The sequence below is a fragment of the Rhizobium sp. BK376 genome (assembly GCF_004341625.1).
Lineage (GTDB): Bacteria > Pseudomonadota > Alphaproteobacteria > Rhizobiales > Rhizobiaceae > Rhizobium.
The window spans coordinates 219,513-246,258 of record NZ_SLZG01000001.1 but is presented as its reverse complement, the minus strand read 5'-3'; the positions used below and the strand labels follow the sequence as shown (position 1 = coordinate 246,258).

Sequence of the window (26,746 nt, the reverse complement as noted above, 5' to 3'; positions counted from 1 at the left end):
ATAGTCGAAGACTTTAAAAGATATCGCGACAAATTCGTCGAAACTGCCGTTGACTCTCGAACATAAATAGAACAAAAAAGAAACATAACGGGTAAGGAGAGCACAGATGACCGAGATCATTCGAGACATTGCAGCATTCACCTCCATCGTCATGTTCGTCGCCAGTTTTTCCCTCATCATGATGGCGATGTGATTCTTGGGGTCAGCCAGCGGTAATGCATGGCTGATCCACGCAAGCGCGACTGGACTTTGCCGCCAGCTATGCCGAAAATATGCGCGAAAGACTCGGGCATTTGGAAAGGCATAACATGGCGGATACGACAGGGGGCAGCGCACCGGGCGCGCCGTTGGGAGAAGCTCCCGAGTTTGTGCATCTGCGCGTCCATTCCGCCTATTCGCTTCTTGAGGGCGCTTTGCCGCTCAAGAAGATTCTTGCCAAGGTCGCCAGCGACAGCCAGCCGGCGATTGCCATTACCGACACCAACAATCTTTTCATCGCGCTGGAATTCTCCCAGAAGGCGATGGATGACGGCTTGCAACCGATCATCGGTTGCCAGGTGTCGATCGATATGGAGGATGTCGGCGAAGGCGAAAAGCGCAATGGCCAGCAGGCGCTCGCCAAGCTGCCCTCGATCGTGCTTCTTGCTGCGACGGACGCGGGCTATGAGCGCCTCGTGGATCTCGTCAGCCGAGCCTATCTCGGCGGCGAGGGTACCCAGGCCGTCCACATCTGCGCCTCTTGGCTGGAGGAGATCGGGACTGGCGGCTTGATCGCCTTGACCGGGTCGCTGGGCGGCCCGATCGATATGGCGCTGAAGGAGGGGCATGCACCCCAGGCCGTGGCGCGACTGCTACAGCTGAAGCGCCTGTTCGGCGACCGGCTGTATGTCGAATTGCAGCGGCACGGCACCTACGACCGTCGCCACGAGCAGCGCATGATCGGCCTTGCCTATGAGCATGACCTGCCGCTGGTCGCGACCAACGAAGCCTTCTTTCCGACCCGCGACGATTACGACGCCCATGATGCTCTGATGGCGGTTGCGCACAACGCCATCGTTTCGGATGACAACCGCTTTCGCCTGACGCCGGATCATTATTTGAAGAGCCGCGCCGACATGGCCAAGCTCTTTGCAGATCTGCCCGAAGCGCTGGAGAACACGGTCGAAATCGCCCGGCGTTGCTCCTTCGTCCTGAAGACCCGCAAGCCCATCCTGCCGCGCTTTACCGGCGCGACCGACGACCCGGAGGAGGCAGAACGTGCCGAGTCGGGCGAGCTTCGCCGCCAGGCAGTCGAGGGCCTAGACATGCGGCTTGCAACGCTCGGCATGTCGGCGGGTTATGAGGAGAAGGATTACCGGGAACGGCTGGAATTCGAGCTCAGCGTCATCGAGCGCATGAAGTTCCCCGGCTACTTCCTGATCGTTGCGGACTTCATCAAATGGGCCAAGCAGCATGATATCCCCGTCGGCCCCGGCCGTGGATCGGGTGCGGGCTCGCTGGTTGCCTATGCGCTGACGATCACCGACGTCGATCCACTGCGCTTCTCGCTGCTGTTCGAACGCTTCCTCAATCCGGAACGCGTTTCGATGCCGGACTTCGATATCGACTTCTGCCAGGACCGCCGCGAAGAGGTGATCCGCTACGTCCAGCAGAAATACGGCCGCGAGCAGGTGGCGCAGATCATCACCTTCGGTTCGCTGCAGGCGCGCGCCGCCCTTCGCGACGTCGGCCGCGTGCTCGAAATGCCCTATGGCCAGGTCGACAAGATCTGCAAACTGGTGCCGAACAATCCGGCCAACCCAACGCCGCTGTCCAAGGCGATCGAGGAGGAGCCGAAGCTGCAGGAAGAGGCGGATAAGGAGCCGGTCGTCGCCCGCCTGCTCGATATCGCCCAGAAGATCGAGGGCCTCTACCGCCACGCCTCGACCCACGCCGCCGGCATCGTCATCGGCGACCGGCCTTTGTCGAAGCTGGTGCCGATGTATCGCGACCCGCGCTCCGACATGCCGGTCACGCAGTTCAACATGAAGTGGGTGGAACAGGCCGGCCTCGTCAAGTTCGACTTCCTCGGCCTGAAGACGCTGACCGTCCTCAAGGTCGCTGTCGATTTCGTCGCCAAGCGCGGCATCAAGGTCGATCTGGCGTCGATCCCGCTGGATGACAAGCCGACTTACGACATGCTCTCGCGCGGTGAGACGGTCGGCGTGTTCCAGGTGGAAAGTGCGGGCATGCGCAAGGCGCTGATCGGCATGCGCCCCGACTGCATCGAGGACATCATCGCGCTGGTGGCGCTCTATCGCCCGGGCCCGATGGAGAATATCCCGACCTACAACGCCCGCAAGCACGGCGAGGAAGAACTCGAGTCGATCCATCCGACGATCGATTACCTGCTCAAGGAAACGCAGGGCGTTATCGTCTATCAGGAACAGGTGATGCAGATCGCCCAGGTCCTGTCGGGCTATTCGCTCGGCGAGGCCGATCTCTTGCGCCGCGCCATGGGTAAGAAGATCAAGGCGGAGATGGATCAGCAGCGCGAGCGCTTCGTCGATGGTGCCGTCAAGAACGGTGTGTCGAAAGCGCAGGCCGACAACATTTTTGAGCTTCTGGCGAAGTTCGCAAACTACGGCTTCAATAAGTCGCATGCCGCCGCGTACGCGATCGTCTCCTACCAGACCGCCTATATGAAGGCGCATTATCCGGTCGAATTCCTCGCCGCCTCGATGACGCTCGACATGTCGAACACCGAGAAGGTCAACGATTTCCGCCAGGACGCCAAGCGTCTTGGCATCGAAGTCATCGCACCGTCGGTACAAACCTCGTTCCGCCATTTCCAGACCGGCGACAACCGCATCTATTATGCGCTCGCCGCGATCAAGGGCGTGGGCGAATCGGCGGTCGACCATATTGTCGAGGTGAGGGGCGACAAGCCCTTTGCCAGCATTGAGGATTTCTGCCTCCGGATCGATCCGCGACAGGTCAATCGTCGCGTGCTGGAAAGCCTGATTTCAGCCGGCGCCTTCGATTGTTTCTCGATTGACCGCGCAGAGCTGATCGGTGGCCTCGACCGGATCATGGGCTATGCGCAGCGCGCCCAGGAGAACAAGACCAGCGGCCAGTCCGACATGTTCGGCAGCGGCGGCTCTTCCGGCCCGGAGAAGATTTCGCTGCCGCATTTCACGCCGTGGCTCGCTTCGGAGCGCCTGCTGAAGGAATTCCAGGTCCTCGGCTTCTACCTGACCGCCCACCCGCTCGACAGCTACAACAAGGTGCTCGACAAGATGCGCGTGCAGACCTTCGCCGATTTTTCGGCGGCGGTGAAGCAGGGCGCAAGCAACGGCCGCCTGGCCGGTACGGTCATTTCCAAGCAGGAGCGCAAGACGCGCACCGGCAACAAGATGGGCATCTTCGTCTTCTCGGATTCGTCGGGCCAGTTCGAAGCGGTGCTTTTCTCGGAGACGCTGAACCAGTATCGCGACGTTCTCGAAGTCGGAAAATCCTTCGTCATCACCGCGCAGGCCGATGAACGGCCGGAAGGCATCAGTCTGCGGCTCGCAACCGCGCAGTCCCTTGAGGAGAAATCCCTGCAGATGCAGAAGGCCCTGCGCGTCTATGTCCGCGATTCCGGCCCGCTGCGCGCTGTCGCTGCACACCTGAACGCCAAGGGCGACGGCCTCGTCTCCTTCATCGTCATCAAGGAAGACGGCAAGCGCGAAGTCGAGGTGGAACTGCCGCAGAAATATCGCATCACGCCGGAAATCGCCGCAGCCCTGAGATCCGCCCCCGGCATCATCGACGTCGAGCTGGTGTGACGCCCGGCGGCATTTAGCCCTTTCCGCCGAGGCCGCCCCTCTTCGTGATGGTGATGAAATCGGTGCCGTTGCCGGTCTCGGAGCTTACTCCGGCATCGGTGATGGTGAGCGACGATCCCGATGACAGCAGGTCTTCGATGTGGCGTCGCGCGTCGTCGGGAATGGTGATCCGGTCGAGCGCGCTTTCGGCCGCGCTCAGCGATTGTGACCGTGCCTCGCTGGTGATGCCGAGCCGCTTGCGCGCATCCTTCGACAGATCATCCTCGAGCGTGATCCCGTACCACTCCGCCTTGCCGCTGAGCTTGTCGACATTGTGGGCGGTAAAGAAATGCGTGCCCAACGCCTCCTGCGGGTCGGCGATGATGGCGGGCGCCTGGAACAGCGGCTTGAAATCCTGGCGGACCATGACCTCGCCGTTCGGCGGCTCACCTTTCCCGGCAATGGTATAGACGGCCTTCATCAGCGCCGGGCTGACGAGCCCGCCCGACGTGACCACATTATGCGCCTTCTTGAAGTCGTCGATAGCCTGAACCGTTGCCGGTCCAAGCAGACCGTCCGGCGTGCCGGTCTCGTAGCCCAGCCCGTTCAGGATGTCCTGCAGGTCGCGGACATTATCCCTGAGCTCCCTTCGGGTAATGAGGATACGAAGCGGGGCCTCGTCCGCTGCCGCAATTTCCGGCGCGACCGGCGGCATCGGCAGGGAGGCGGCATCATTGGTTGCAACCTGCACCGGCTCCGGCTGCGGCAGGAAGCTGGATGTCGTCGGCCTCAGCTCCAGGCCGGCAAAGAGCGGACCTGTCGTGGGCGCCGGCTGGGGTTGGAACAATGCAGTGCTCTCGACCGGCTGCGGGACGAGCGGCCGATCGGAAATGACGACATGGACGCCGCGATCCGTCATCTTGAACAACATTTCCGCAAAGGCCTTGGGCATGCGCACGCAGCCATGCGAGGCCGGATGGTTGGGGACGTAGCCCGACTCATGCAGCGCGATGCCCGACCATGTCAGCCGCTGCATGAAGGGCATCGGTGAGTCGGAATAGATGTTGGATTCGTGATAGCGCTGCTTCTCCAGAATGGAAAAGATACCCAGCGGCGTCGAATGCCCCTGCTTGCCGGTCGAGACCTTCGAGGTCGCGACGACTTCCGAGCCGTCATAGACGGCAAGCGATTGCCGATCGGTCGAAACCACGATCTGCAGCGTGCGGGCATCGCTCGCAAAGGCAGGGTGTACAAGGGCTGTGGCCGACAGAAGGCCAAGTCCGAAGAAGAAACGGGACATCATGAACGCAATACCAAAACGCAATACTCGTACCGCCACGGTAGACTTCGAAGTTTAAGGAAGATTTGAAGCAGACGCGGTTGCGAAACATATCCTTGGCTTTCTTGCACCGCTCGGAATGCTTACCCCTTCATCATGATTGCCGCGCAATGTGTTTCATGTAATTCTTAAATTTCAAGAATCTTAAACACGGCGTCGTACATGCATATTGACGTGATCGAAGATTTTGATGCGCTGGAGGCACTTAGGCCCAACTGGGATCGTCTCTATGCTGCCGATCCCGAGGCTCATTATTTTCTATCGTGGATATGGATCGCCACTTGGCTCAAATCACGCCCCTTGCCCTGGCTCGTCCTTGCTGCCAAGGATGAGCCGGAGGATGACGGCTACGTGGCTTTCTTTCCGGTGCAAATCGGCACCGGTCTCGACAAGGGCAGAGGCTTTTATAACACCATCGTCATGGGCGGCTCCTACTACGCGGTCTATACCGGCATATTGTGCGATCCGGTTTACGAGGATCTGGCGGTCGCGGCGCTCGCGGACCGCATCCGGGAGTTCAACTGGACGAGCCTGCACCTCGACGACATTTATATGTCGAGCGAGAGGCTGGACGCGTTTCTCGATCGGTTTCCGCAATCGGATTTCGTTAGCAGCAAGGTCTCGCGGCCCGCACATATTACTGCGTCAGGTGCCAGGATCGACCACGATCTCTATGTCTACGTGCCGCTGGCCGACGATTTCGAGCACTTTCTGAACGAGCGGCTGGGCGCGAAAACGCGCCGCAATGTCAGGCTCTGCCTGCGCAAGCTCGATGGTGGCGAGGAGTTTCGGGTCACTCACGCGGATGCCGACAGCATCGAGCGCGACCTCGAAACTTTCCACAGCCTTTGGCAGTCGCAATGGGGCGCGATCAATCCGCGATACGCGCGCTATATCCTTGATAGTTCGCAGCAAATGCTATCGGAATGTTTCAACGATGGCACGCTTCTCTTGTCTATCCTCTGGCGGGGCGAGACGCCGCTTGCTGCATTCGTCATCCTTCTGGATCGTCCTCGCAGGTCCATGGTCTGCTTTCTCGGAGCCCGCGACTTGGCGTTCAAGAATCCGTCTCCAGGGTTGATGCTGCATGCCGCCAATATCCGCTGGGGTATCGAGAATGGTTTCGAGCGCTACGATCTCGGGACCGGCGATTATGCCTACAAATATATGTTTGGCTCCAAGGTACATCGTATCGAGCGCCTGCGGATAACCACGCGCAGCAAGCGGAACCTTGGCGAGAGACTTGATCCTCGCAGCCTGCCGATCGTCGTTGCGCGGGCGAAACGGCTTCGCGATGACGGTGATCCCGTCAACGCCCAGATCGCCTGCCGGCAAATCCTTGCCGTTGAGCCGTCCTATCAGGATGCGTTGGCCCTCTATCGGGATATCGGTTCGCTCTGGGTTCCGGAAGGCGATGCGCTCCCGGAAAGCGCCAGCGTGGAGGAGGCCTTCGCCTTCCATCGTGCCGGCAATCTCGACGAGGCCGAAAAGCTCTACCGCGCGGTGATTGCCGATGATCCGTCGAATTTCGACGCTGCACACCAGCTCGGTATCCTGCTTTTGCAGCGGGGCGAGGTGCGTTCGGCAGAGGCCGAGATAAGGCGGGCGCTGGAAATCCGTCCGACGGCCGCGTCAGCGCATTGCAACTATGGCAATCTCCAGGCTGGCACAAACGACTTCGATGGCGCGATGGTCAGCTATGATCGCGCAATAGAGCTTGAACCACTGCATGCGATAGCCTTCAACAATCGCGGCAACGTCCTGCGGCGGCTGGGCCGTCCGGAGGAGGCGCTATGGAGCTACGAACGCGCCATTGCCCTCCAGCCGGCCTATAGGCAGGCAATCGATAACCGGCAGGCGCTTTTGAAGCTGTTGGATCAGGAGGTCCCTGAACCAGCGTGAGAGATCAGTTCCCTCGCTTGCCGCTGCCGAATGTATATCCGGTCTCGACTGTCTTGTTTCCGAACTTCTCCCGCAACTTGTCCATGGCCGCTTCAGCGGCTGCGCGCCGCGTCGCATGCTCGTCTATGAGATCGGGCGGATCAGCGCGTGCGGTATCGCCGAGATCAGTGACGCCAATGCCGAGAAGGCGGAATTTCGTGCCATCCGTCTCGTTTTCCAGAAGCTTCAATCCTGTTCGGAATATGCGATCGGCCAGCTGGGTCGGATCCTCCAGCCGGCGATTGCGCGTACGGCTCTTGAAATCCGCCGTCTTGAGCTTCAGCACGACGGTCTGCCCGGCAATGCCGCTTCGCTTCAATCGCCGCGAGACCTTTTCCGAGAGACTGCGCAGGATCGGCACCAGATCCTCATGGCGCGAGATGTCGTCGAAGAAGGTGGTTTCCGCAGATACGCTCTTGGCTGCATCGTTGGGATGGACGTCCCGGTCGTCGATGCCGCGTGACAGGCGAAACAGACGCTGTCCGATGACGCCGTAGCGCCGCATCAGGTCGCCTTCCTCCATCGTCTGCAACTGGCCTATGGTTTTGATCCCGTCGCTCTCCAGCGTCGCCGCAAAGGCCTTGCCGACGCCCCAGATGGTCGTGACGGGGCGAGGGGCCAGAAATTCGACGGCTTCCTGTTGTCCGATGACGGAAAACCCGCGCGGCTTCTGCAGATCCGACGCCACCTTGGCGAGGAACTTGCAATAGGAAAGGCCGACGGAAACGGTGATGCCGATCTCGGTCTCCACCCGCTTGGCAAATTTCGCCAGGATACGGGCAGGCGGATCGTGATGCAGGCGCTGGGTGCCGGCAAGCTCAAGAAAGGCCTCGTCGATCGAGAGCGGCTGCACGAGCGGCGTCAGTTCCTGCATCAAGGCTCGCACCTCGCGGCCGACGCGGCTGTATTTCTCCATGTCGGGCGGTATCACGATCGCCTGCGGGCAGGCCTCCAGCGCCTTGAACATCGGCATGGCTGAGCGAACGCCGTGAATGCGGGCAATGTAGCAGGCGGTGGAGACGACGCCGCGCTTGCCGCCGCCGATGATGACCGGCTTGTCGGCCAGTTCGGGATTATCGCGTTTCTCAACCGAGGCATAGAAGGCATCGCAATCGATATGCGCCAGCGTCAGGTCGTAGAGTTCGCGGTGATAGACCAGCCTTGGGCTGCCGCAGGCGCGGCAACGACGCACCTCCGCCTTCTGCTCGGCAAGGCAGTCGCGACAGAAGCCGGGAGTCTTGTCAGGCATGGCGGTCATTGTGAGAACAAAAGTTGAACAAGTGAACATTAGCCTCTAAGCTCGCGAGTCTCAAGACAGAAGGAAGACGGGAGCGGACGGATGTCTGACGATTTGGAGGCTTATCCCCTGACGCCCGAGCGCTGGGATGATTTCGAGACGCTCTTCGGGCCGAGCGGTGCCTGTTACGGCTGCTGGTGCACCCATTTCAGAGTGGAGACCTCTGAGCGGAACAACATGGATGCGGATGCCAAGAAGCAATTCATGAAAGATCGGGTCATGTCAGGGCCACCTCCCGGCGTTCTCGGCTATATCGGTGATCGTCCGACCGCCTGGGTCCAGGTCAGTCCGCGCTTAGAACTCCCTCAATGGAATTCGCCGAAAACCGTGTCGAGACCCGTCGATCCTGCCGATGCGGAGGATCCGACGGTGTGGGCCGTAAGCTGCTTCTTCATGGGCTCCCGTGACCGCGGCAAGGGGCACAGCCATCGTATGCTCTCGCATGCAGTCAATTTTGCGAAGGCATCCGGCGCCCGTGTCGTCGAGGGCTGTCCGATCGAAAGGACCAAGCAATCGAAATCAGTCGGCCTCTACGTCGGTTCGCAGCGCATCTTCGAGGCGGCGGGATTTGCAGAAGTGGCAAAGAGAAAGGACGGAAGACCGCTGATGCGGCTGGTTCTATGAACTCCGCTTCAGGCCATGCGCCCGATGTGCTTCCGGATAAGCCTTGCGGCATCGTCCCAGTCGTTCGCGCTGACGATCCCTTCGGCAGGGGGGGGCGCAAAAGCGCGGAAATCGGCATTGGCCATCATGGTGACGAGGAAACAGTCGGGAACATGCTCGCGCACGGAAAGCAGATTGCGCTGGATGTCGTCGAGAAAGACGACCGGAAGCGTTCGGTTTCCGTGCAGTTGAGCGACCACAGGCCCCTTGGGTTCCTCGGTTGCGATCATCGGAAAGGCAAAGCCGAGGCGGTCCAGCAAGGTGCGGCGAACCGTCTGGTGACGCGGCGGCATCGCCGTCAGGAAGACGACGTCTGCATCCTCGGAAAGGGCCTCCAGCGTTTCGAGCGCGCGCTCGGCCGGCGTTTGCCACAGGTCCTGCGAGCCGAAGAAACTCTCCTGGAAGGCGGCAATCGCATCGTCACCCGGCTCGGAGCCATCAAGAAGCGAAACAATATTGCCGTGCAGGCGGAAGGAACGGGGCAGGAGATCGTGATTATTGGCACGCAGGAATGCCGTGAAAGGCGAGATGAACTCAAGAACGACTTCATCGATATCGCAAACGATCAGCGGCCTGTCCCGAAGTTGGACATGCGAGATATCCAGTGGCTCAATCACGCTCAATATTCTCCTGAGGACAGGCCGGGCGGCGAAAAATGGTGTGCGGCTGCTATGACCGCTTCGGGCGCCGTGCCTGATGCCGCGCAGAAGGCCATCAGGGTCGGCTCGTGGTTCATGAGGAAATCCAGCATGCCGGACAGAAAGCCCGGATCGTTGATGGCGCCCCTGACCTGTCCGGGCTCGATGCCCGTCAGCGCCAGAAAGCGCCCGAACAGGTCCGGTTCGTTCGCAAGCCAGCCAAGCACTGCGATAGCAGTTTCCTGCGGGTCGACGGTCGATTTATTAGAACTCTTGAAGTTGCTTTGCATTTCGTCTGACAAGTTACCTATTTTTCAACCAAATCCCTATAGCGTCGAACTTCGGAATTTATGGAATCAGCCACGGCGCGACCCTATATTTTCAGTAGATGTATTCAACGTCGGTCGCAGGGACAATTTGTCATGCCCAAGCAGGTGATGATTGTAGAAGACAACGAGCTCAACATGAAGCTCTTTCGCGATCTGATCGAGGCGTCCGGGTACACCACGATCCAGACCCGCAACGGCATGGAAGCGCTTGATCTTGCGCGCAAGCACCGGCCGGATCTCATTCTCATGGACATTCAGCTGCCTGAAGTATCGGGCCTCGAAGTGACGAAATGGCTGAAGGAAGACGATGATCTGCATGTCATTCCCGTCATTGCCGTCACCGCCTTTGCGATGAAGGGCGATGAGGAACGCATCCGGCAGGGCGGTTGCGAGGCCTACGTCTCCAAGCCGATCTCGGTTCCGAAATTCATAGAAACGATCAAGACCTATCTGGGCGACGCCTGAGCGGCGGGAAAGCTTATATGACCGCGCGAATTCTGGTGGTTGACGATATTCCGGCGAACGTAAAGTTGCTCGAAGCGCGGCTGGTTGCCGAATATTTCGACGTATTGACGGCCGAGAATGGGCAGCAGGCGCTTACGATCAGTGACAGCACGCAGGTGGACCTCATTCTTCTCGACATCATGATGCCGGGCATGGACGGTTTCGAAGTCTGCGAGCGATTGAAGGCCAATCCGCGCACGTCGCATATCCCGGTTGTCATGGTGACAGCTCTTGACCAGCCCGCTGATCGCGTCAGGGGCTTGAAGGCAGGTGCCGACGACTTCCTGACCAAGCCCGTCAACGATCTCCAGCTCATCTCCCGTGTGAAGAGCCTGCTTCGCTTGAAGACGCTCAGCGACGAACTGCGCGCCCGCGCGGAAACCGCGCGCACGCTCGGGATCGACGATCTGCAGCGGCTTGGGGAAGGGCGCACGGAAGAAAGCGGGCAGGTCCTCTTGGTCGATGGTCGCGGCAATTCGCAGGAGCGCATCGTTCGCGCCCTGAAGCCGATCGCCGATGTGTCGGCGCTGTCCGATCCGCAGGCTGCCCTGTTCGAAGCGGCCGAGCATCCGTTCGACCTTGTGATCGTCAATTCGAATTTCGATGATTACGACCCGCTGCGGCTCTGCTCGCAGCTTCGCTCCCTGGAGCGCACGCGTTTCCTGCCTGTGCTGCTGATCACGGAGCAGGGGGCCGATGACATGATCATCCGGGCGCTCGATCTCGGCGTCAACGATTACATCGTTCGACCCGTCGATCCGAATGAGTTGGTCGCCCGCAGCCTGACGCAGATTCGCCGCAAGCGCTACAATGATCGTTTGCGTGCCAGCGTGCAGCACACGATCGAGCTTGCGGTCACGGATGCGCTGACCGGACTGAGCAATCGCCGCTATCTCGACAATAGCCTGAAGATGATCTTCAACCGCTCGATGGCGCGGGGCCGACCGCTTTCTGTGTTGATCACGGATATCGATCGCTTCAAGCAGGTGAACGACGTCTATGGACACGACGCCGGCGACGAGGTGCTGAGGGAGTTTGCCGCCCGCATCCGCGCCACCGTGCGCGGCGCCGACCTCGCCTGCCGCTATGGAGGCGAGGAGTTCGTCGTCGTCATGCCGGATACGTCTGCGGACGTTGCCGCTACGATTGCCGAGCGGCTTCGCGCCGCCATCGAAAGCAGACCGTTTATGCTGAAGAACAGCGGGCTATCCCTAAATGTTACCGCTTCCTTCGGGATTTCAGCGCGCGTCAACGGCATCGAGACCCCGGATCATCTCGTCAAGCAGGCGGATCGGGCTCTCTACGAAGCAAAGAACACCGGTCGCAATCGCGTTGTCGCTTCCGCAGCGGCCTGATTGCACAACCATTTTGGCGCATAAACCCCTAGATTTTTAGGGGTATTTTCGTGTTTGCTAAAAACATTACAAAGTTTTAATTTTTTTATGCTGCGCGCAAGCATCGTAACATTAGCCAATTAAAATAATCGAGTATCTTGTTTTAAAAACTGCGGCGAATGTCGCATTCCGTAACGGAAGGTCGCTTCTCGCGAAGCTCACTACAATAGTCCAAAAAAGTAAAACATAGGAATTTCGCTCAAAAACGTGGAATTCTATGTATTTATAAATAGATTATCGCTGTCATTCAGGAGATATAAGTACACATTAGAATATGTGAGAATATATATATTGAAAAATTTCTTGAAAGGCCTTGACATTTTCGACCTAGACTTGTTCCTTTCTCTCGTCATGAAGGGCTGAGGAGGCTCGATTTTAACCATAGATTCATGACTGTATTTTTTATCATTAAGAATTTGTTGATTTTCTGCCGTTTTCGCGCGAATTTAGGGTCATACAAGGACACGTCCAAAAGGACAGCGATACCCCATGATGCTCAGGTCCGCCGCATCTCCTGGGTCGTGGGGTCGGTCGACTGGCACGCAAAACAAAAGCGGTTCCTCGTACCGCATTGCATGCTGGTCGACCCCCAATTGCAAAACGCCGCCTTCCCCAGGGAAGAGCGGCGTTTTCTTTTCTTCAACGTTGAAGGCGTCCCGCGCCGCTATCGCTAAAATTGCATAATGCAATTCCCGCTACTGATCTCGGCTGAATTCGCAAGACAAATAAAAAGGGCGCTGACCCTTTCGAGTGCGCCCTTTCAGAACCAGACGTATTGGAAACTTACTTGATCTTGGTTTCCTTGAACTCGACATGCTTCTTGGTAATCGGGTCATACTTGGTCTTGGTCATCTTGTCTGTCATCGTACGGCTGTTCTTTGTCGTGACGTAGAAGAAACCGGTGTCGGCCGTCGACAGCAGCTTGATCTTGATTGTGGTAGCCTTGGCCATGGTCGTCCTGCCTTCTATAAAAAATGATGCCGTGGACGGCCGGTTGGGGTCCACGGCAAATTCTGGCGCGAAATTACAAATCGCCGCCCAAAAGTCAAGCCCTGTTCCCGAGGAACAGCAATCTGACCCCCGAAAGCAGCACATAAAGCCCAAAGAAGCAGGCGATAGCCCAGGCAAAACCGTTGGTGCCCGCGAGATCGATCGCCGTTCCGATCGTTTGCGGGCCGGCAACCGTCCCAACGGCATAGCAGAAAACGAAGGCTGCGTTGGCTGCTGCGAGGTCGGGGCCGTGCAGGCGCGATCCCAGGTGGCTGAGGCCGACCGTATAGAGGCCGGAGACGCAGCCGCCCCAGAAAAGCAGCAGCGCTGCCAGCACGATCCAGTTCGTCACCAGCCAGGGCAGGGCCAATGAGCCGACGAGGCCCATGCAGGCCATGACGAAAAGCAATGGCCGCTTGTCGGGGATACGATCCGACAGCAGGCCGAGCGGGATCTGGAACACCACATTGCCGACGCCCATCATCGTCAGGAGCAAGGCAGCCTGCGATTCGCCGAAGCCGGAGCGGGTCGCATAGATCGGAAACAGCGAAAGGCCGCCGGCCTCGACGGCACCGAAGACGAAGACGGCCGCCGTCGCCGTTGGTACGAGAAAGACGTAGCGCATGAAATGCAGCTCCGGTTTCTCCTCGAGCACGGGACTTTCGTTCCGGGCGATAAAGATCGGGACGGCCGCAATGAGAATCGCGCAGGCGCCCACAAGGAAAGGCAGCACGCCCTCGCTGCCGAGCAGGGAGAAGAGCAGCGGCCCCGCTGCAAAGCCGAGCGACAGGACCGTCGCATAAATCCCCAGCACGAAGCCGCGTTTGGAGGGAGGCGAGGCCGCGTTAATCCAGAATTCGGAGAGGATGAACAGCGTCGTCGTCGCGCCATGGAAGACAAGACGCAGCGGAAACCACATCCAGAAGGCTTGGGCGTAGTAGAAGCCGACGGCGCTTAGTGCAGACAGCACGACGGCCCACATCATGGTCGGCGCGACGCCGTATTTGTGCGCCAGCTTTGTCGTGACCGGGGCAGCAGCCATTGCGGCAACGCCGGCCATGGCCGTGTTCAGGCCGATCAGTGTCGAGGGGATGCCACGCTTTTCCAGGATGATGCTGAGAAGAGGAAGGCCGAGACCGATAGCAATGCCGACGGAAGAGATCGACGAGATGGCGGCAACGAGCGAAGGCCAATGAATTTCTTCAACATGGCCAGCCTTGCCGTTCGTCGGTTCAGACATGATTGATCCTTAAAGCATGTGGCGGACGAATCGTCCGCGGCGCGAGACATAGAAAGGCACGGCACTGCCAAATCCAGGTGACGGGTCAGCTTTCATCAGATCAATCACATCCCCCAGAATGATCCTCGTAATGTCCGGCATGTTCAGACAAGAAATGTCGCTCATGTCAAGCCATTGGAGATCAAGCAGTTCCTGTGAATCGCGAATATGCGATGGATTGATGTCCGCCTCATCCGTGAACGTTAGGAAGAAGCGCGTATCGTAACGGCGTGGATGCCCGGGCGGGGTGATGGCGCGCGCGACATACCGCAGGGCTGAAAGATCTGTGGCGGCCTCGGCCGCATCCGCATGCTGTAACCCGGATCTGATCCGCAGGCCCGTTTCCTCGCGTAGTTCGCGAATGGCAGCCAGTGCCAGAGCGCGGGCGCCTGTTGCGGTCATTGGCCGCCGACGGGCTGCGAGCAACTTCTCCGTGACCAGCGGATGAAGGTCGCCGGTAAAGGGAAGGGAATGGTCGCGCGGATCGCGCCGGCCGCCGGGAAAGACATAGAGATCGGGCATGAACGCATGGCCCGACGCGCGGCGACCGAGCAAGACGCGTTTCTTGTCCGCTGACCTGTCGATCAGGATCAGCGCCGCCGCATCTCTTGGACTTCCGGCATAAGCGGTTGATGGCTGCTTCTGCGAACCGGTCACGCGGGACCGCTTCCCTGATCGAAAGGCTCAGGCGAATCGTCATGGCCGCCGAAGCCGTGCATCCTGAGCGCCCATTGCAGGCCGATAACGCCACCCTTGATAGGCTGGATGATCAGCAGGGCCGCGATGACGGTAATCGGCGCCCAGATGGCGAGATGCGCCCAGATCGGCAATTGAAAGAGAATGTCCGTCATCATGTAGCCGCCGATGATGATGTGGCCGAGCACGAGGATGACGAGATAGGGAGGCAGGTCGTCGGAGCGCTGGTGGGACAGGTCTTCGCCGCAGACAGCGCAATGATCCACTGGCTTCAGATAGGCCCGGAAGAGTTTGCCCGTACCGCAGTTCGGGCATTGGTTGAGCGCGCCACGCATGATTGAGCGCCCGAGCGGACGCTCCGCCTCGTCAGGCCTACCGAATTGAATGACAGGGTCGGACTGGCCGCTCGTCATGGCTGCTTCCTTCCTTCCGAACGGTTGCGCTATTTGCGTCCGCGCGGCGGTCTTGTGCCCGGCTTCTTGCGGACCGGGCTTGTATTGCGACGTCCCGACTTGTGGAAGGAGCGCACGGCCGTCGGCATGTTGCGCCCTTCGCTCAACATCTCGAAGCGCAATGCGCCGGCAAGCGGTATCGCTTCCGCAAGCCGCACCTTCACGCTGTCGCCGAGACGGTAACCAAGGCCGGTCCGTTCTCCGGTCAAGGCCTGGTGCGCCTCGTCATAGATGAAATAGTCGGTGCCGAGCGTAGATATAGGGACGAAGCCGTCGGCGCCATAGTCCGGCAGGGTGACAAAAAGTCCTGCCTTGGTCACGCCGCCGACGCGCGCATCGAATTCCTCGCCGACGCGGCCGGCCAGATGATGGGCGATCAATCGATCGATCGTCTCGCGTTCGGCTGCCATGGCCCGGCGCTCGAAGGTCGAGATTTCGGCGGCAATGTCGTCGAGCGCTGCTTCTTCGTCCGGCGTGATCCCGCCTTCGCCCAGGCCGAGGGAGCCGACCAGCGCGCGGTGGACGATAAGGTCGGCATAACGGCGGATCGGCGAGGTGAAATGCGCGTATTTCATCAGGTTGAGGCCGAAGTGCCCGATATTCTCGGGGCTGTAGACCGCCTGGCTCTGCGAGCGCAGCACCATCTCGTTGACCATGGTCTGATGCGGCGTGTCCTCGGCCTTCGAAAGGATGCCGTTGAAGCTGTTGGCGCGCATATTGCCGCCCTTGGCAAGGGCGATGCCGAGCGTTGCCAGGAATTCGCGCAGGATCTCCTGCTTGGCAAGCGTCGGGCCGTCATGGATGCGGTAGATAAGCGGCTGCCGCTTCTTCTCCAGCGTTTCTGCAGCGCAGACATTGGCCTGGATCATCATTTCTTCGATGAGCTTGTGCGCATCGAGGCGAGCCGGAACATGGACCCGGTCGACCGTGCCATCAGGCTTCAGAAGAATCTTGCGCTCCGGCATGTCGAGTTCGAGCGGCTGACGGCGGTCACGTCCACGCTTCATCACTTCATAAGCATGCCACAGCGGCTTCAGGATCGGCTCCAGTAGCGTGCCCGTCTTGTCGTCGGGCTGGCCGTCGATCGCCGCCTGTGCCTGTTGGTAGGAAAGCTTGGCCGCACTTTTCATCATGATGCGGTGGAAGGTATGGCCTGCCTTGCGGCCTTCCCGTGAGAAGATCATGCGCACGGCGAGGGCAGGGCGGTCGACGCCTTCCTTCAGCGAGCAGAGATCGTTGGAAATCCGTTCCGGCAGCATCGGCACGACGCGATCAGGGAAATAGACGGAATTGCCGCGCTTCAGCGCTTCGCGATCGAGCGGCGAGTTGGGCCGGACGTAATAGGACACATCGGCGATCGCAACGGTCACGATGACGCCTTCAGGATTGTCGGGCGACGGGTCGAGTTCGGCGTAGACCGCGTCGTCATGGTCCTTGGCGTCGGCAGGATCGATGGTGATCAGCGGCAGGTCACGCCAGTCTTCGCGATGCGACATGGTCGCGGGTTTCGCCGCCTCGGCTTCCGCAATCACCGCTGGCGGGAAGATATACGGAATGCCATGGGCATGAATGGCAATCATCGAGATCGCCTTTTCGGATCCGACGGAGCCGACGATGGAAAGCACCTTCGCCCGCTGTAGGCCGAAGCGTCCGAGCCGCGCGATTTCCACCTCGACGAGATCGCCGTCCTTGGCGTCGCCCGTATAATCCGGATCGATCACCATCTCTTCGCCGCGTCGCTCGATCGGCATCAGCCGCGCGCCGCCGCCGGGCATGGCGCGGAATACGCCAAGGCTTGCGCCGCGACGCTTGTCGATGACCTTGATGATGCGTGCGGTATAGGCCGGACCACCGCGATCGGTGGCCGGGAATATCTTTGCGAGGATACGGTCGCCCATGCCCGCAACCGGCGCCTTGCCCTTGCCATTACGGCCAGCCGGCGAAGAAGATTGGCGGATGGCGACAGCAGGGGCGACACCCTGGTCCTCGGGCCATTCGGCCGGTCGGCCGATCAGCTCGCCATCCTTGTCTCGGGTGGTGATGTCAAGCACGGTAACCGGAGGAAGCGCGCCGGGGCGAATGAGCGACTTGCGGCTCTTCTGCAGCAAGCCCTCTTCTTCGAGTTCGCGCAGCAGGCTTTTCAGCTCGACGCGCTGCTCGCCCTTCAGGCCGAAGGCTTTCGCAAGTTCCCGCTTCGATGCCTGTTGTGGGTGGTCGGCGATGAAGCGGAGAATGACCTCGCGCGGCGGCAATATGCCGTGGATGATGTTCAGCGGCTCGACGCCTGTCGGCTCCTTGCCCATGCGTGCGGGCTTGCCGGCGCGCCTGTCCGGAGATGAAGCCCTGCCACGCGGTTCTCTGCTCACTCTGCGCTCTTCTTCGCTGTACTTTTCTTCGGTGCCGAAGCCTTGGTCGTTTTCGCCTTCGGCTTCGCCGTCGTCTTGGTCGTCTTGCCATCGGCGGCGGCCTTTGCCTTCGGTGCCGCTTTCGCCTTCGTCTTGGCGCCACCGGACTTGCCGGCTCTTTCGACGATCAGGGCCAAGGCCTCCTCAACGGTAACGGACTGCGGATCCTTGCCCTTCGGTAGTGTCGCATTCACCTTGCCCCAGTTGACGTAGGGGCCGTAGCGCCCGTCGCGCACGGTGATCTTGCCACCGCCATCCGGATGGTCGCCCAGATCCTTCAATGCTGCAGGCGTCCCGCCACGTGCACCACCGCCGGGACCCTTCGCCTGCTTTTCAGCGAGAACGGTAACAGCGCGGTTGAGGCCGACGGTAAAGACGTCCTCGACAGTCTCGAGATTGGCGTAGGCGCCGTCATGCAACAGGAACGGTCCATAGCGGCCGATGCCGGACGAGATCATCTTGCCCGATTCAGGATGTTTGCCGATATCGCGCGGAAGCGAGATCAGGGCCATGGCCTTTTCGTAATCGATGTCCTCGGGCTTCCAGCCCTTCGGCAGTGACGAACGCTTGGCTTCCTTGCCATCGCCGCGCTGGATGTAAGGCCCAAAGCGGCCGGACCGCAGCGTCAGTTCTTCCCCGGTAACAGGATCGGTGCCGAGCGCCTTCGGCTCGTTGAGCGCGGCAGCTTCCGCCTCCGCACCACCTTCCGATGAGAGCTGGCGGGTATAGTTGCATTCCGGATAGTTCGAGCAGCCGACGAAGGCGCCGTATTTGCCGAGCTTCAGCGACAGGTTGCCGGTACCGCAGACCTGGCAGATGCGCGGATCGCTGCCGTCCTCGCGCTTCGGAAAGACGAGCGGAGCCAGCGCCTCATTCAGCGCATCCAGCACGTTGGTGACGCGCAGTTCCTTGGTGTCTTCGATCTGTGCGAAGAAGTCCTTCCAGAAATCGCGCAGCACGTCCTTCCAGTTCAGTTCGCCCGCGGAGATGCGGTCAAGCTTCTCCTCGAGATCGGCCGTGAAGTCGTACTCGACATATTTATTGAAGAAGTTTTCCAGAAACGCCGTGACGAGCCGGCCCTTGGCCTGCGGCACGAGCTTGCGCTTGTCGATCGTCACATAGTCGCGATCCCGAAGCGTCGCCAGCGTCGCGGCATAGGTCGACGGGCGGCCGATGCCGAGTTCTTCCATCTTCTTGATCAGCGAAGCTTCCGAATAGCGCGGCGGCGGTTCGGTGAAGTGCTGGGTCGAATTGATCTTCTGCTTGGCTAGGTTCTCGCGCGCATTGATCTCCGGCAGCCGGCCATCCTCGTCGCCGTCGTCGCTCTGCTCGCCATCTTCCTTCTGGTCGGTATAGGCGGCAATGAAGCCGTCGAACCGGATCACCGAACCGACAGCACGAAGGCCGGCCTTCTCGCCCTTGTTGTCCGCGAGTATCTCGACCGTCGTGCGCTCGATTTCGGCAGACGCCATTTGGCTGGCAATGCCGCGCTTCCAGACAAGGTCGTAAAGCTTGATCTGGTCCGCATCCAGGAACTTACGGACCTGGTCAGGGGTGCGGTTGAAATCGGTCGGGCGGATCGCCTCGTGCGCTTCCTGCGCATTCTTTGCCTTGGTGGAGTAGAAGCGGGCCTTCTCAGGCAGGTAGCGTGCGCCGAACTGATCGCCGATGGCGCTGCGGGCCGCATCGATCGCTTCCGGCGCCATCTGCACGCCGTCCGTACGCATATAGGTGATCAAGCCGACGGTCTCGCCGCCGATATCGACGCCCTCATAGAGCCTCTGGGCGATCTGCATGGTGCGCGACGCCGAGAAGCCGAGCTTCGAGGAGGCGGCCTGCTGCAATGTGGAGGTTGTAAAGGGTGGCGACGGGTTGCGCTTGACCGGCTTTGCCTCGACGGTGTCGACTACAAAGCTTGCGCCATCCAGCAACGCCTTCAGCCGGCCGGCTTCTTCGCCGTTGCCGATCGAGCGCGGCTGCAACCGCTTGCCATTCGCCGCAACCAGACGTGCCTCGAATTCGTCACCGCGCGGTGTCTTCAGGAGTGCGGAAAGGTTCCAGTATTCCTCGGAGACGAAGCGTTCGATCTCCGATTCACGATCGCAGACGAGGCGCAGTGCCACGGACTGTACGCGGCCGGCCGAGCGAGCGCCCGGCAGCTTGCGCCAGAGCACCGGCGAAAGGTTGAAGCCGACGAGATAGTCGAGCGCGCGGCGGGCGAGATAGGCGTCCACCAGCGGCACGTCGATGTCGCGCGGATCGGCCATGGCATCGAGCACGGCCTTCTTGGTGATCGCGTTGAAGACGACGCGCTTGACCGGCTTGCCGTTGATCACCCGTTTCTTGTTGAGCAGGTCGAGCACATGCCAGGAGATCGCTTCACCCTCGCGATCCGGGTCGGTTGCGAGAAACAGGCCGTCGGAGGACTTCACCGCATCGGCGATATCCTTCATGCGCTTTGCCGAGGCTCCGTCGACCTCCCAAAGCATCTCGAAGTCCTGGTCCGGAAGAACGGAACCGTCTTTTGCCGGCAGATCGCGCACGTGTCCGAAGGATGCAAGAACCTTATATCCGGGTCCCAGATACTTATTGATCGTCTTGGCCTTGGCAGGCGATTCCACCACTACAACATTCATCATGATTCTCTAGATACGAGGTCGCACCAAAGGAGCGGGCGGGGCTTTTTCCGAAAATTTCGACTTTTCGGCTCTTCGACATGGACAGGGAATCCGTTCCGGTCAAGAGGGAGGCTTCATTTTTGCGGTTTGCAACGCAATACAACCTGGAGGGGATTATAAACGTATTGCAATTATAGATAAATGAGTTATCGTCATTGAAGTGTAGACGGAACACCTTCTTCGGGTTCCTATTCCGCCCATTCCACGGGAACGACCAATGACGCCCAAAGTTGCAAGAACTGGCGGTAGCGACTCTGCTGCCAGCGATAAGATTACCTATATGTGGCAGATGCTGGGAGAATTGCGCAACGTGGCAGAAAGCGAGGGCGCCGACCTCCTGTGCTATCTGATCGAGATGGCTTATGTTGAAGCTGGAGACATATTGGCGGGGCAGCAGTCGCGTTCAATCCGGCATGGCAAGCGAAACTAGGCCGCCCGGATGCCGGTGCAACCGTCCGGCGATATCCAGTTCCAGAAGAACGAGATAGACCGATGACGCCGACAGTTCGGTGTGCCGGATGATGTCGTCGATCTCGACCGGCGTCGGTCCCAATGCATCGATGATCCGTGACCTTTCAGAATCGTCGGGCGGCGGCAGCAATGGTTTGCTTTCGTCTTCGCCCGGGCCTGGCTCCTGCGCTTGCGGAATAGAGAAGAGATCGAATTGCGAGAGCGGCGCCAGAGCCTCGATGACGTCGTCCGGCTTCGTGACGATCATCGCTCCGTCCTTCAGGAGGCCGTTCGTTCCCTCGCAGCGGGGGTCGAGGGGCGAGCCGGGTACTGCAAAGACCAGCCGGCCGAATTCGCCGGCAAGCCGCGCTGTGATCAACGAACCGGAGCGGGTCGCCGCTTCGACCACGATAAGCCCGAGTCCGACGCCCGCGATCAGACGGTTGCGCCGGGGGAAGTCGCGGGCGCGGGGTTCCCAGCCGAACGGCATTTCGCTGATCGCCAGGCCGTTGCCGTTCCATATTTCGTCGAGCAGGCCGAGATTTTCCGGAGGGTAGGGCTGATCGAGACCTCCAGCCATGGCTGCGATGGTGCCGGTTTCGAGACTGGCGCGGTGGGCGGCCGTATCGATCCCGCGCGCAAGTCCGGAAATGACGGTGTAGCCGGCTCGACCGCAATCGCGGGCGATCATCGCGGCAAACTTCGCACCGCTGATCGAAGCGTTGCGTGATCCGACGATGCCGATTGCAGGTCTGGTACCGGCTCGCAAATTGCCTTTGACGGCCAGAAGCGGGGGAGCGGCGTCGATCTGCCGCAGCGCTGGCGGATAGTCCGGCTCGCCTATTCCAAGGAAGCGGGCGCCGAAACGCTGAGCCGTCTCCAGCTCCCGCAAGGCATCCTCTTCGGTGGCGATGCGCACTGCCCGAGTGGCGCCGCCGCGCTGGGAAAGCTCGGGCAGCATGGCCAGAGCCGCTTCGGCCGAGCCGAAATGATTGATGAGATCGCGAAAGGTAACGGGGCCGACATTGTCGGAGCGGATCAGCCTCAGCCAGGCGATCCTTTGTCGTTCCGTCAGCGCAATTCCCGTTCGTCTTGCGCTGTCTGCCGTCATTACCCCTTGGCTCCAATCTTCGTTTCCGTGCCGGCGGCGAGCCGCGCGATATTGGCCTTGTGCTTCCAGAATGAGATCACGGTCATGATGGCCATGGCGGCAGCGATCTTGTCGGCGCCCAGTATCCACAACACAACCGGAATGACAAGTGTTGCAACCAATGCGGAAAGAGAAGAGTAGCGGGTGGTGAAGGCGATCGCGAGCCAGATGACGGCAAAGACCACGACCATCAGCGGAGCGACGCCGAGCAGGGTGCCAATGTAGGTCGCGACACCCTTGCCGCCTTTGAAGCCGATCCAGACAGGAAAGATGTGGCCGATGAATGCCGCAAAGCCCGCGAGGATACCTGCATCCTCACCAAAGAGTTTCCAGGCGATGAGAGCCGCCGCTGTCGCCTTGAAGGCATCGAGCAGCAGGGTTGCTGCGGCAAGCCCCTTGTTTCCTGTCCGTAGAACGTTGGTCGCGCCGATATTGCCGGATCCGATGTTGCGCACGTCGCCGAGGCCGGCCATGCGGGTCAGGATGAGACCGAACGGAATGGAGCCGAGCAAATAGCCAATGGCGAGCGAAATAAGTGCCGACGGTAGCGTCAGCTGCCAGTTCCAAAAATCTTCCATCTAATTCGTCTTCCCCAAAATCATCGCCCGAAGCCTAGGTCTCGACCGTTCCCCCCGGATCGTATCGACGGTATCAGGCCGACAGCCTCAAATTTCATGCACCAGGCTGCCGGCGACATAGGTCGCTACGGCTCGGCCGGTGAATCGCGCGTCCTCGAAAGGTGTATTCTTCGAGCGTGAAAGAAGCATGTCCTTGGCGACAAGCCAAGGCTCGTCGAGATCGATCAGCGCAATATCGGCCTTGGCGCCCGGCTTCAGCGTGCCGGCCTGAAGACCGAAGATCTGCGCCGGTCTCGTCGACATGGCATCGATGAGGCGCATCAGGCCGACCTGGCCGCTGTGATGCAGCCTGAGTGCGGCGGCGAGCATCGTTTCGAGGCCGACGGCACCGTCCTCTGCCTCGGCAAAGGGCAGGCGCTTGGTGTCGACATCCTGCGGATCGTGCGACGAAACGATAATGTCGATCGTGCCGTCTGCTAGCGCATCGACCATGGCAACGCGGTCGTCCTCCGAGCGAAGCGGCGGATAGAGCTTGAAGAAGGTGCGGTATTCGCCGATGTCATTCTCGTTCAGCGCCAGATTGTTGATCGAGATGCCGCAGGTCACCTTCGTTCCGCGCTGGCGGGCAAGCCGGATGGCATCGGCCGATTCCGGAACGGAAATCATCGCCGCATGATAATGACTGCGCGTGAGTGCCGCGATCCTCAGATCCCGCTCCAGCGGGATCAGTTCGGATTCCTTGGGAATGCCTGAGAGACCAAGCCAGCTGGCCAGCAGGCCTTCATGCATCACGCCGTTCGATGCCAGATATTTGTCACGCGTCGCGCAGGAGATGACGGCGCCGAATTCGCGGGCATAGGTCATCACCCGGCGCAGCACCTGCGTGTCATGGATGGTGTGGTGCCCGTCCGTAAAGACGACCGCTCCGGCTTCCCTCAGAAGCCCGATTTCGGTCATCTCTTCGCCGGCAAGCCCCTTGGTGATGGCCGCTGCCGGATAGACATTGATAACGGCCTGGTCGCGGGCCGTCTTCCTGACGAACTCGACCAAGGCTATGTCGTCGATAACAGGATCCGTGTCCGGCATCATGATGACGGACGTAACGCCGCCCGCTGCCGCTGCCTTGCTCGCAGAAGCGATGGTCTCGCGATATTCACCGCCGGGTTCCCCGATGTGGACGCGGGCATCGACCAGACCGGGCACCGCGACGAGACCGTTGCAGTCCCGCACCGCTGCGCCCTCTGGAACACCCTGGTTCTGGGCATCCTTGCCGGCAGCAACGATGACACCGTCCTTGACGACGATCGTTCCGACTTCGTCGAGATTCCGCGAGGGATCGATGATGCGGGCATTCTTCAGGACGATCGAGTTGCTCATGCGCCCACTCCCTCGGTTCGAGGACCCTGGTTTTGCGAGACGAGCAGTGCCTCCATCACGGCCATGCGCACGGCAACCCCCATTTCCACCTGCTCGGCAATCACGCTCTGCGGGCCATCGGCCACTTCGGAGGCGATTTCGACGCCGCGGTTCATCGGCCCGGGGTGCATGACCAAGGCATCCTCCTTCGCAGCCTTCAGCGTCTCCGCATCAAGGCCGTAGAAATGAAAGTATTCGCGCACGGAAGGCACGAAGGCGCCCGACATGCGCTCGCGCTGAAGGCGCAGCATCATGACGACATCGGCATCCTTCAGCCCTTCCTTCATCGAGTGGAAGACCTCGACGCCCATGTCTGCGATACCGGCAGGCAGCAGCGTTGCCGGTGCCACGACGCGCACCCGCGCGCCCATGGCATTCAGAAGCAGGATGTTCGAGCGAGCGACGCGCGAATGCAGGACGTCGCCGCAGATGGCGACGATGATCCGCGACAGCTTGCCCTTGGCGCGGCGGATCGTCAGCGCGTCGAGCAGCGCCTGTGTCGGATGCTCGTGCTGCCCGTCGCCGGCATTGACGACGGAGCAGGAGACCTTCTGCGCAAGAAGTGCCGCCGCACCCGCGCTGGAATGGCGGATGACCAGCACGTCGGGCCGCATCGCGTTCAGCGTCATTGCGGTATCGATGAGCGTCTCGCCCTTCTTCACCGATGAATTGCCGACAGACATGTTCATCACGTCCGCGCCAAGCCGTTTGCCTGCAAGCTCGAAGGAGGCTTGCGTGCGCGTCGAGGCTTCGAAGAAGAGATTGATCTGCGTCAGCCCGCGAAGCGTCGATGTCTTTTTCTCGCGCTGGCGGCTGATCTTTACGGCTTCGTCGGCCTTGTCGAGCAGGACGGTAATGTCCTGTTCGGTAAGACCCTTGATGCCGATGAGGTGGCGGTGGGGAAAGAAGACCATGAACCTGCCTCCGGGTGTCGTCACGGGGTCTATAAAGAGTGGTTGGCGCGGGGGCAAGCGCAGCCTTTTTGCAGCACCATGTGTTCCCCATGCAATTTGGCGGAAATCCCGCGACAGCCTATGGTGTGGAGACAAAACTTCTGGTTTCCTTTTGCAATATTCTTGCTCTACAAGCGATTCATGACCCAAGCGCCGCGGACTGAAGACACACTCGCCGACCTGAACCAACCAAGTCTCTGGTCCGGCATCAACGCCTATCGTTCCGATCCGCTGATCGTGGATCTGACCGCCACCCTGCCGCGCACGACGCGCGACGATCTTGAGCAGATGGGCCGATACGTGACGTCGCACGAGGCGCAGGAACTGGCGCGCATGGCAAACCAGGGCGTGCCGCAGTTGCGTACCCATGGCCCGCGCGGCGAGCGCCTCGATGTCGTGGAATTCCATCCGGCCTGGCACGCATTGATGCGTCGCTCCATGTCCGTCGGCCTGCATTCCTCCATTTGGGATCCTCAGGCCGATCCGGAAGCCAAGGGTCACGCGCACAAGGTTCGCGCCGCACGCTTTTATCTGACGGCACAGCTCGAAAGCGGCCATCTCTGCCCGCTGACCATGACCAGCGCGTCCGTTGCCGCGATGATGGCGTCTCCCACCGTTCAGAAGGACTGGGCGCCCAAGATCCTGTCGCGGAAATACGATTCGTCGAACAAGCCGGCCATGCAGAAATCCGCCGTGACAGTCGGCATGGGCATGACCGAAAAGCAGGGCGGCACCGACGTTCGCGCCAACACGACGAGCGCGGACAAGGTCAGCGAAGGCATCTATCGGCTTTCGGGCCACAAATGGTTCATGTCCGCGCCGATGAGCGATGCTTTCGTCATGCTGGCGCAGACGAAGGAAGGCATGGGCTGCTTCCTCGTTCCGCGTCTCCTGGAAGACGGGTCGGCCAACGGGCTGCATTTCCAGCGGCTGAAAGACAAGCTCGGCAATCGCTCGAACGCTTCCTCCGAAGTCGAATTCAGCGATACGTTCGGTTTCCTGCTCGGCTCGCCAGACGGCGGCATTCGCACCATTCTCGACATGGTGACGCTGACGCGCCTCGATTGCGCGCTGGCATCCGCCGGCATCATGCGCGCCTCGCTCGCCGAGGCCGTCCATCATACGCGCGGCCGTAGCGTCTTCGGCAAGATGCTGGTTCACCAGCCGATCATGACGCGCGTGCTCGCCGACATGGCATTGGACGTCGCCGCCGCAACCGCGCTGGCCTTCCGTCTGGCCGAAGCTTTCGACAAGGCGCGCGACAGCGCGGACGATGCTGCCTATGCGCGGGTGATGACGCCAGTTGCAAAATACTGGTGCTGCAAGATCGCACCGGCGCTGATCTATGAAGCCATGGAATGCATCGGCGGCAGCGGCTACATCGAAGAACGGCCGATCGCCCGGCACTATCGCGAGGCCCCGGTCAACGCGATCTGGGAGGGCTCCGGCAATGTCATGGCGCTCGATGTGCTGCGCGTGCTGAACCGGGGCAGGGACCTCTTCGAAACAGTCTTTGCCGGTCTTGCGCGCGACCTCGGGCCTGCCGGCAAGAAGACAATCGACGTGCTGCGCGCTGCGATGGCCCTTTGCGAGCGCGACGAGGGAGCCGCCCGCCTGCTGATCGAGCAGATGGCGCTTGCTGCAGGCGCTGCCGAACTCTACCGCCTCGGTGCGGGAAAGATCGCCGACGCCTTCATCGAGACGCGCCTTGCCGGCGGCTGGCGCGCGACCTACGGCATGCTCGATTCCCGTTTCGACGCCAGCTATATCGTCGATCTGCTCTATCCACCGGCGACCTGACGCAAG

Annotated in this window: 22 protein-coding genes; 8 read left to right on the top strand and 14 right to left on the bottom strand. The window is 60.4% G+C overall.

The window, feature by feature from the left end:
• The first annotated feature begins 308 nt into the window (after positions 1-308).
• Complete coding sequence (dnaE, locus tag EV561_RS01265) at positions 309-3,809, top strand: DNA polymerase III subunit alpha (protein ID WP_132516811.1); 3,501 nt, start codon at positions 309-311, stop codon at positions 3,807-3,809.
• A gap of 13 nt (positions 3,810-3,822) precedes the next feature.
• Here dnaE and EV561_RS01260 read toward each other — a convergent pair whose 3' ends face one another.
• Positions 3,823-5,091, bottom strand: coding sequence for a L,D-transpeptidase family protein (locus EV561_RS01260; protein ID WP_132516809.1), 1,269 nt, complete (start codon positions 5,089-5,091; stop codon positions 3,823-3,825).
• Between the two features lie 198 nt (positions 5,092-5,289).
• Between EV561_RS01260 and EV561_RS01255 the strand changes: the two genes are divergently transcribed.
• Positions 5,290-7,029 carry a GNAT family N-acetyltransferase gene (locus EV561_RS01255; protein ID WP_132516807.1) on the top strand — a complete coding sequence of 580 codons (1,740 nt, stop codon included), beginning with the start codon at positions 5,290-5,292 and terminating at the stop codon, positions 7,027-7,029.
• Positions 7,030-7,033: 4 nt separating this feature from the next.
• Here EV561_RS01255 and EV561_RS01250 read toward each other — a convergent pair whose 3' ends face one another.
• Positions 7,034-8,326 carry a DNA polymerase IV gene (locus EV561_RS01250; protein ID WP_132516805.1) on the bottom strand — a complete coding sequence of 431 codons (1,293 nt, stop codon included), beginning with the start codon at positions 8,324-8,326 and terminating at the stop codon, positions 7,034-7,036.
• Between the two features lie 81 nt (positions 8,327-8,407).
• On the opposite strand from EV561_RS01250, the gene EV561_RS01245 reads away from it, so the two are divergent.
• Positions 8,408-8,989, top strand: coding sequence for a GNAT family N-acetyltransferase (locus EV561_RS01245; RefSeq protein ID WP_132516803.1), 582 nt, complete (start codon positions 8,408-8,410; stop codon positions 8,987-8,989).
• 8 nt (positions 8,990-8,997) lie between these two features.
• Here EV561_RS01245 and EV561_RS01240 read toward each other — a convergent pair whose 3' ends face one another.
• Both EV561_RS01240 and EV561_RS01235 read right to left on the bottom strand, forming a co-directional pair.
• Entirely contained in the window at positions 8,998-9,645 is a 648-nt protein-coding gene (locus tag EV561_RS01240) for a hypothetical protein (protein ID WP_132516801.1), read from the bottom strand.
• A 2-nt stretch (positions 9,646-9,647) separates the two neighbouring features.
• The gene (locus EV561_RS01235; RefSeq protein ID WP_132518026.1) at positions 9,648-9,956 is read right to left on the bottom strand and encodes a DUF3572 domain-containing protein; all 309 of its coding nucleotides are present in this window, start codon (positions 9,954-9,956) and stop codon (positions 9,648-9,650) included.
• Between the two features lie 132 nt (positions 9,957-10,088).
• Between EV561_RS01235 and EV561_RS01230 the strand changes: the two genes are divergently transcribed.
• The 3 genes from EV561_RS01230 (at position 10,089) to EV561_RS01220 (ending at position 12,567) form a co-directional block, all read left to right on the top strand.
• Positions 10,089-10,460 (top strand): response regulator, encoded by a 372-nt coding sequence (locus EV561_RS01230; RefSeq protein ID WP_028754034.1) that lies wholly within the window; start codon positions 10,089-10,091, stop codon positions 10,458-10,460.
• A gap of 17 nt (positions 10,461-10,477) precedes the next feature.
• Positions 10,478-11,854 carry a PleD family two-component system response regulator gene (locus tag EV561_RS01225; protein WP_132516799.1) on the top strand — a complete coding sequence of 459 codons (1,377 nt, stop codon included), beginning with the start codon at positions 10,478-10,480 and terminating at the stop codon, positions 11,852-11,854.
• 428 nt (positions 11,855-12,282) lie between these two features.
• A complete protein-coding gene (locus EV561_RS01220) occupies positions 12,283-12,567 on the top strand; it encodes a hypothetical protein (protein WP_132516797.1) in 285 nt (94 codons plus the stop codon).
• Between the two features lie 109 nt (positions 12,568-12,676).
• On the opposite strand, the gene rpmG is transcribed toward EV561_RS01220, so the two are convergent.
• The 6 genes from rpmG to topA all read right to left on the bottom strand — a co-directional run bounded on the left by rpmG (position 12,677) and on the right by topA (position 20,351).
• Entirely contained in the window at positions 12,677-12,844 is a 168-nt protein-coding gene (gene rpmG / locus EV561_RS01215) for a 50S ribosomal protein L33 (protein WP_132516795.1), read from the bottom strand.
• Positions 12,845-12,938: 94 nt separating this feature from the next.
• Complete coding sequence (locus EV561_RS01210) at positions 12,939-14,123, bottom strand: MFS transporter (protein ID WP_132516793.1); 1,185 nt, start codon at positions 14,121-14,123, stop codon at positions 12,939-12,941.
• A 9-nt stretch (positions 14,124-14,132) separates the two neighbouring features.
• The gene (locus EV561_RS01205; protein ID WP_132516791.1) at positions 14,133-14,819 is read right to left on the bottom strand and encodes an NUDIX hydrolase; all 687 of its coding nucleotides are present in this window, start codon (positions 14,817-14,819) and stop codon (positions 14,133-14,135) included.
• Positions 14,816-15,271: a DUF983 domain-containing protein gene (locus EV561_RS01200; protein ID WP_132516789.1), complete on the bottom strand. Its 456-nt coding sequence runs from the start codon at positions 15,269-15,271 to the stop codon at positions 14,816-14,818. Before EV561_RS01200 ends, EV561_RS01205 begins: the two co-directional genes overlap by 4 nt.
• Positions 15,272-15,300: 29 nt before the next feature.
• Positions 15,301-17,676 (bottom strand): ribonuclease R, encoded by a 2,376-nt coding sequence (rnr, locus tag EV561_RS01195; RefSeq protein WP_132516787.1) that lies wholly within the window; start codon positions 17,674-17,676, stop codon positions 15,301-15,303.
• Complete coding sequence (gene topA / locus EV561_RS01190) at positions 17,673-20,351, bottom strand: type I DNA topoisomerase (protein ID WP_132518024.1); 2,679 nt, start codon at positions 20,349-20,351, stop codon at positions 17,673-17,675. The genes rnr and topA overlap by 4 nt, the downstream gene beginning before the upstream one ends.
• Positions 20,352-20,610: 259 nt before the next feature.
• Between topA and EV561_RS01185 the strand changes: the two genes are divergently transcribed.
• Positions 20,611-20,823: a hypothetical protein gene (locus tag EV561_RS01185; protein ID WP_132516785.1), complete on the top strand. Its 213-nt coding sequence runs from the start codon at positions 20,611-20,613 to the stop codon at positions 20,821-20,823.
• Here the strand turns inward: EV561_RS01185 and dprA are convergent.
• The 4 genes from dprA to EV561_RS01165 form a co-directional block, all read right to left on the bottom strand.
• On the bottom strand, positions 20,797-21,954 hold the full coding sequence (gene dprA / locus EV561_RS01180) for a DNA-processing protein DprA (RefSeq protein WP_132516783.1): 1,158 nt from the start codon (positions 21,952-21,954) through the stop codon (positions 20,797-20,799). The genes EV561_RS01185 and dprA overlap by 27 nt on opposite strands.
• On the bottom strand, positions 21,954-22,571 hold the full coding sequence (gene plsY / locus EV561_RS01175; protein WP_132516781.1) for a glycerol-3-phosphate 1-O-acyltransferase PlsY: 618 nt from the start codon (positions 22,569-22,571) through the stop codon (positions 21,954-21,956). The genes dprA and plsY overlap by 1 nt, the downstream gene beginning before the upstream one ends.
• Before the next feature lie 87 nt (positions 22,572-22,658).
• Positions 22,659-23,948: a dihydroorotase gene (locus EV561_RS01170; protein ID WP_132516779.1), complete on the bottom strand. Its 1,290-nt coding sequence runs from the start codon at positions 23,946-23,948 to the stop codon at positions 22,659-22,661.
• The gene (locus EV561_RS01165) at positions 23,945-24,901 is read right to left on the bottom strand and encodes an aspartate carbamoyltransferase catalytic subunit (protein ID WP_132516777.1); all 957 of its coding nucleotides are present in this window, start codon (positions 24,899-24,901) and stop codon (positions 23,945-23,947) included. Before EV561_RS01165 ends, EV561_RS01170 begins: the two co-directional genes overlap by 4 nt.
• Positions 24,902-25,081: 180 nt before the next feature.
• Here EV561_RS01165 and EV561_RS01160 point away from each other — a divergent pair, with 180 nt between their 5' ends.
• Positions 25,082-26,740, top strand: coding sequence for an acyl-CoA dehydrogenase family protein (locus tag EV561_RS01160; RefSeq protein WP_132516775.1), 1,659 nt, complete (start codon positions 25,082-25,084; stop codon positions 26,738-26,740).
• Positions 26,741-26,746: the final 6 nt, after the last annotated feature.

What these genes read in the sequence shown, in the direction of transcription:
- EV561_RS01225 (WP_132516799.1), top strand. Translation starts at nt 10,478, where the DNA reads ATGACCGCGCGAATTCTGGTGGTTGACGATATTCCGGCGAACGTAAAG.
- topA (WP_132518024.1), bottom strand. Translation starts at nt 20,351, where the DNA reads ATGAATGTTGTAGTGGTGGAATCGCCTGCCAAGGCCAAGACGATCAAT.
- EV561_RS01245 (WP_132516803.1), top strand. Translation starts at nt 8,408, where the DNA reads ATGTCTGACGATTTGGAGGCTTATCCCCTGACGCCCGAGCGCTGGGAT.
- EV561_RS01250 (WP_132516805.1), bottom strand. Translation starts at nt 8,326, where the DNA reads ATGACCGCCATGCCTGACAAGACTCCCGGCTTCTGTCGCGACTGCCTT.
- EV561_RS01255 (WP_132516807.1), top strand. Translation starts at nt 5,290, where the DNA reads ATGCATATTGACGTGATCGAAGATTTTGATGCGCTGGAGGCACTTAGG.
- EV561_RS01165 (WP_132516777.1), bottom strand. Translation starts at nt 24,901, where the DNA reads ATGGTCTTCTTTCCCCACCGCCACCTCATCGGCATCAAGGGTCTTACC.
- EV561_RS01230 (WP_028754034.1), top strand. Translation starts at nt 10,089, where the DNA reads ATGCCCAAGCAGGTGATGATTGTAGAAGACAACGAGCTCAACATGAAG.
- EV561_RS01260 (WP_132516809.1), bottom strand. Translation starts at nt 5,091, where the DNA reads ATGATGTCCCGTTTCTTCTTCGGACTTGGCCTTCTGTCGGCCACAGCC.
- EV561_RS01220 (WP_132516797.1), top strand. Translation starts at nt 12,283, where the DNA reads ATGACTGTATTTTTTATCATTAAGAATTTGTTGATTTTCTGCCGTTTT.
- EV561_RS01185 (WP_132516785.1), top strand. Translation starts at nt 20,611, where the DNA reads ATGACGCCCAAAGTTGCAAGAACTGGCGGTAGCGACTCTGCTGCCAGC.
- EV561_RS01210 (WP_132516793.1), bottom strand. Translation starts at nt 14,123, where the DNA reads ATGTCTGAACCGACGAACGGCAAGGCTGGCCATGTTGAAGAAATTCAT.
- EV561_RS01170 (WP_132516779.1), bottom strand. Translation starts at nt 23,948, where the DNA reads ATGAGCAACTCGATCGTCCTGAAGAATGCCCGCATCATCGATCCCTCG.
- plsY (WP_132516781.1), bottom strand. Translation starts at nt 22,571, where the DNA reads ATGGAAGATTTTTGGAACTGGCAGCTGACGCTACCGTCGGCACTTATT.
- EV561_RS01235 (WP_132518026.1), bottom strand. Translation starts at nt 9,956, where the DNA reads ATGCAAAGCAACTTCAAGAGTTCTAATAAATCGACCGTCGACCCGCAG.
- rpmG (WP_132516795.1), bottom strand. Translation starts at nt 12,844, where the DNA reads ATGGCCAAGGCTACCACAATCAAGATCAAGCTGCTGTCGACGGCCGAC.
- dprA (WP_132516783.1), bottom strand. Translation starts at nt 21,954, where the DNA reads ATGACGGCAGACAGCGCAAGACGAACGGGAATTGCGCTGACGGAACGA.
- dnaE (WP_132516811.1), top strand. Translation starts at nt 309, where the DNA reads ATGGCGGATACGACAGGGGGCAGCGCACCGGGCGCGCCGTTGGGAGAA.
- EV561_RS01200 (WP_132516789.1), bottom strand. Translation starts at nt 15,271, where the DNA reads ATGACGAGCGGCCAGTCCGACCCTGTCATTCAATTCGGTAGGCCTGAC.
- EV561_RS01160 (WP_132516775.1), top strand. Translation starts at nt 25,082, where the DNA reads ATGACCCAAGCGCCGCGGACTGAAGACACACTCGCCGACCTGAACCAA.